Source organism: uncultured Sphingorhabdus sp., from assembly GCF_937872355.1.
Taxonomy (GTDB): Bacteria; Pseudomonadota; Alphaproteobacteria; order Sphingomonadales; family Sphingomonadaceae; genus Sphingorhabdus_B.
This window is the reverse complement of record NZ_CALMSV010000110.1, coordinates 1-4,095: the sequence shown is the minus strand read 5'-3', so window position 1 is coordinate 4,095 and position 4,095 is coordinate 1. Positions and strand designations below refer to the sequence as shown.

The 4,095-nt window shown below is 59.2% G+C and carries 5 protein-coding genes; 3 read left to right on the top strand and 2 right to left on the bottom strand.

Annotation, left to right across the window (positions count from 1 at the left end; genetic code table 11):
• Positions 1-68: 68 nt before the first annotated feature.
• Together aroB and Q0239_RS06300 are read right to left on the bottom strand one after the other, a co-directional pair.
• Positions 69-1,175 (bottom strand): 3-dehydroquinate synthase, encoded by a 1,107-nt coding sequence (gene aroB / locus Q0239_RS06305; RefSeq protein ID WP_298599997.1) that lies wholly within the window; start codon positions 1,173-1,175, stop codon positions 69-71.
• Positions 1,175-1,720, bottom strand: a complete 546-nt coding sequence (locus tag Q0239_RS06300; protein ID WP_298599995.1) for a shikimate kinase — start codon at positions 1,718-1,720, stop codon at positions 1,175-1,177. Before Q0239_RS06300 ends, aroB begins: the two co-directional genes overlap by 1 nt.
• Positions 1,721-1,792: 72 nt before the next feature.
• Here Q0239_RS06300 and Q0239_RS06295 point away from each other — a divergent pair, with 72 nt between their 5' ends.
• The 3 genes from Q0239_RS06295 to Q0239_RS06285 form a co-directional block, all read left to right on the top strand.
• A complete protein-coding gene (locus Q0239_RS06295; protein WP_298599994.1) occupies positions 1,793-1,969 on the top strand; it encodes a hypothetical protein in 177 nt (58 codons plus the stop codon).
• A gap of 1 nt (position 1,970) precedes the next feature.
• Positions 1,971-3,791, top strand: a complete 1,821-nt coding sequence (locus tag Q0239_RS06290) for a hypothetical protein (protein ID WP_298599993.1) — start codon at positions 1,971-1,973, stop codon at positions 3,789-3,791.
• A gap of 7 nt (positions 3,792-3,798) precedes the next feature.
• Positions 3,799-4,095: site-specific integrase (locus Q0239_RS06285; protein ID WP_298599991.1), on the top strand; the 297-nt coding region annotated here is incomplete at its 3' end.

Here is a 4,095-nt window from a genome sequence, read left to right as displayed (position 1 = left end):
AATATGCGTGCCGGTTCGCGCCACAGCTTTGGCGGCAAGGAATCGGACGATTTTGCCATGGATGAGGGTTAGCGATCCCGCTCTTCATCCAGGAAGTCCGCCACATCTTCCAGATCAACATCTTTGGCGAGGAATGTCTTGCCTATCCCATACGCGAGCAGGAAGGGCAGGGTGCCACCGCTCTTCTTCTTGTCGTGCAGCATATGCTCGACGAGCTTTTCCCCTCGCGCATTAACATGGGCTTCGCGCAATGTCGTCGGCAAGCCTGCTTTGGCAAGATGGGCGCTCATCCGATCCGCATCGCCCTCCGGGCAATGCCCTCTGCGCACCGAATAGCGGAAAGCGAGCGCCATGCCCGCAGCCACGCCTTCGCCGTGCAGCAGCGTGTCGGAATATCCGGTCTCCGCCTCCAACGCGTGGCCGAAAGTATGCCCGAGATTGAGTAGGGCGCGAACGCCGGTCAGTTCCTTTTCGTCGGCCGCCACGATCCGCGCCTTGGCCTCGACCGACCGGGCAATGGCGTAACGACGTGTGTCGGCATCCCCCGCCAGGAAGGAGTCGATATTGGCTTCGCACCAGTCAAAAAATTCGGGTGCGTCGATCAGGCCATATTTCACGACTTCGGCATAGCCCGCGCCCAATTCACGCCGCGGGAGTGTATCGAGCACATAAGGGTCGATGAGGACAAGGGCAGGCTGGTGGAACGCACCCACCAGATTCTTGCCCGCGCCGCTGTTGATAGCCGTCTTGCCACCAACGCTGCTGTCGACCTGGGCGAGCAACGTGGTTGGCACCTGAACGAAATGGCAGCCGCGTTTGACGATATGCGCGGCAAAGCCTGTGATGTCACCGACAACACCGCCGCCCAAGGCCACGATATGGTCGCTTCGCTCGACATGTTCGGAAAGCAACCAGTCGACCAGGCGTTCGAGTTCTGCCCAGCTTTTGGCTCCTTCCCCAGCAGGCAACAAATGGGCGACGTAGCTTAGCCCTGCTGCTTGTAACGAAGCAGCAAGTTGCGGCAGGACATGTTGTGCGACATGGGTGTCGGTGACGATCAACAGGCGTCCGCTCCGCGCATAAGGTTCCAGATACTCGCCCGATTTGCCGATCAACCCCTGACCTATCAGCACATCATAAGGTCTGCCTTCGAGACCGACTGTTATCCTGTCCATCAGGCCAATGCCTCCAATATCTGGTTGACGGTGCGGGCGTGGGGCCCGGAATCGCTGCGGACATGAATGTCTGCTTCGGCATAAAAGGGTGTGCGCTTGGTCGCGAGATCGGTCAGAACTTCGCGCGGATCTTTACCAACCAGCAGCGGCCGATTGCTGCGGCGCGATACGCGTTCGATTAGCACGTCCAGGTCTGCATCGATCCAGACCGAACGGCATTTTTCTTTAATCAGCCTGCGGGTTTCATCGTTGATAAAGGCACCACCACCTGTCGCGATTACTTTGGGGCCTTCGGTGATTAAACGCGCGATCACCCGCCTCTCGCCATCGCGAAAACTGGATTCGCCGAAGCGTTCGAACATCTCCGAAATTGGCATCCCGGCGGCCTTCTCGATTTCTTCGTCAGAATCAACAAAGCTGAGCCCGAGTTTTCCGGCGAGCAATTTGCCTATGGTTGACTTGCCCACGCCCATCATGCCGACAAGCACGATGGAGCGATCATTGCCGTCAATTGTAACAGATGTGGTGTCGGGTCGCGAAGCCATTGCGATGCGCGCTATATATCGGCTAATCCTCGCCGGAAAGCCCTTTGCCGAACGGCGTATTCAGGAGGAAAAGTGCAGGGTAAACCTAAGGCCAAGCGCATCGTGCCGTGGTTGACGGTGGCGATTGTACTTGTCGCGGCGCTGTTTTTCTTCGAATGGCTGGGCAGTGAACAGCCGCAAAGGGTTGTCGAAATAGAGGTTCAGCCGGGCATCCGGCCCACAACCGACGGAGCGAGTGGTAAAGACTGATATGGCAAAGCAGCGGATCTCGATGCTTCTATGCGCGACGGCAGGCGTTGCGGCGTTGGTCTATACCATCCCCGTGCTTGGCCAACAGGGACCGGAATCGCTATTGCCGCCAGGCTTTAACGATCCTGCGCCTCCACCTGTAGCGCGTCCTTCGCCGCCGCCGTCGGGCACCAATGTGCCGCGACCCTCGGAAGGTGCGCCAAACACCCCATCCGCAGTTCCTGCCGTCGATAATGCTACAGACGCCACGTCTTCCGAAGATCCTGAAAAGGATGAAGAGGAGGAAGAGGAAGCGACCGAAGTTCGATATGACGTGCCGCCGACTGCAAGGCGCTCCCTCAAGGCAGTCGGACTATTCACCGACGCGTCGGGGGGTTTTCCGGCAGGGGCGTTCGGAACCATCGACGGGCGATTCCTGACGCAAGTTTTGCAGAGGACCAACGGCCCGCTCGCGTCGCGTTGGGGAATGATCATGACCCGTCGCCTGCTCGCCAGCCGCACGGAAACGCCACGTAATGTCAATGGCGCAGACTGGACGGCAGAGCGCAGCTGGCTGCTGTTACGCATGGGTGATGCGGTCGCAGCGCGTCAGTTGGTGCAACAGATTGACCCGGATCGATATACAAAGCGACTGTATCAGGTCGCGATGCCGGTTTTCCTCGCCAATGCGGATTTGTCCGGCATGTGCCCGGTGGCGGACGCCGGTGCGCAGCAGACCGGCGAAGGGACGTGGAAGATGGCGCAGCCGATCTGCGCCTCGCTGGCTGGGGAGCAAGGCCGCGCGACAGCGCTGATCAATCAGGCGCGTGCGCGCGGGTGGCTGAAAGGCATAGATTACCTCCTAGGCGAAAAAGCCGTCGGTGCCGGGATGCAGGGGCGCCGCTCGGTAAAAATTGAATGGGAAAAAGCCAAAGGCTTTACGACCTGGCGCCATGGTATCGGTCAGGCAACCGGTGTTGAGCCCCCCGAAGCGCTCTACGCAGAGGCAGGGAGGCATGTGAATGGCTGGGTCGTGCAACTTCCCACGGCATCGCTTCCTGCCCGTATGCGTTCCGCCCCGGCTGCTGCTGCGATAGGTGTGCTATCCAACCGCGCATTGGTTGACATTTACAGCATCGCCTTTGAAGACCCCGATGCACCATCCGACCTAAAAGCACGCGGGGAATTGTTGCGGACGGCCTATGCGGGAAATGGCAACGCCGCGAAGGTCGCTGCCATGGCCGATATGTGGGATGATGGTTCAACCCCCGATCAGCGCCGGTCAGCACTGGTTTTGACTGCGCGCGCAGCGGCTTTGATTGCCCCTAGCGAAGATCATGCGGGCGAAGCCGACCGACTGGTTGCGTCCATGCTGTCGGCCGGCTTTGACGAACAGGCGGTACGCTGGGCATCGGTCATCGAAACCGGTTCGCTCGGCTGGGGCCTGCTCGCCTGTGCCGCACCCGGATGGCGTGGAGCGATCAACGAAGGCGAACTCGACGATTTCCGCAGCAATGACGACAGCGCCGATTATCTGAAATCGAAATTCCTTCTGGCCGGCCTTGCAGGACTTGGCCGTGTAGAGGCCGCAGCAGTCACCGATTTCTCCGAGACACTCGAAGTCAATATCCGCAAAGAAAGTGGCTGGTCGCGTGCAATTACATCAGCGGCGCAACGCGGGGAAAGCGGAACCGTTGTTCTACTTTCTGCTGCAGCGCTGCAGGGCGCTGGCTGGGAGGATATTCCACCGCACCACCTCTTTCACATTGTGCGCGCGCTGAAACAGGTCGGGCTCGATGGGGAAGCGCGTATGATTGCCGCTGAAGCTGTGAGCTGGAGTTGAGGCTCAGTTGAATAGCTCGACCAACCCAGGTACCGATGCCGATCTGATTGAGCGATTCCTCGAAATGCTGGCTGCAGAACGTGGCGTCGCGCGAAATACCCTTCTCGCCTATCGCAGCGATCTTACCGCGGCATCCGAGATGCTTGCAGGCAAAATGGCGGTTGCCGGCAAGGATATGCTGGCCATATTGACTGCCGGCTGGTCGCATCTGGCGAACAGTTCGATCGCTCGAAAATCCCCGGCTTTAAGGGGCTTCTTCGGCTTTTTTGAATCGATCGATGATCAAACCGTCGCAACTGGTTTA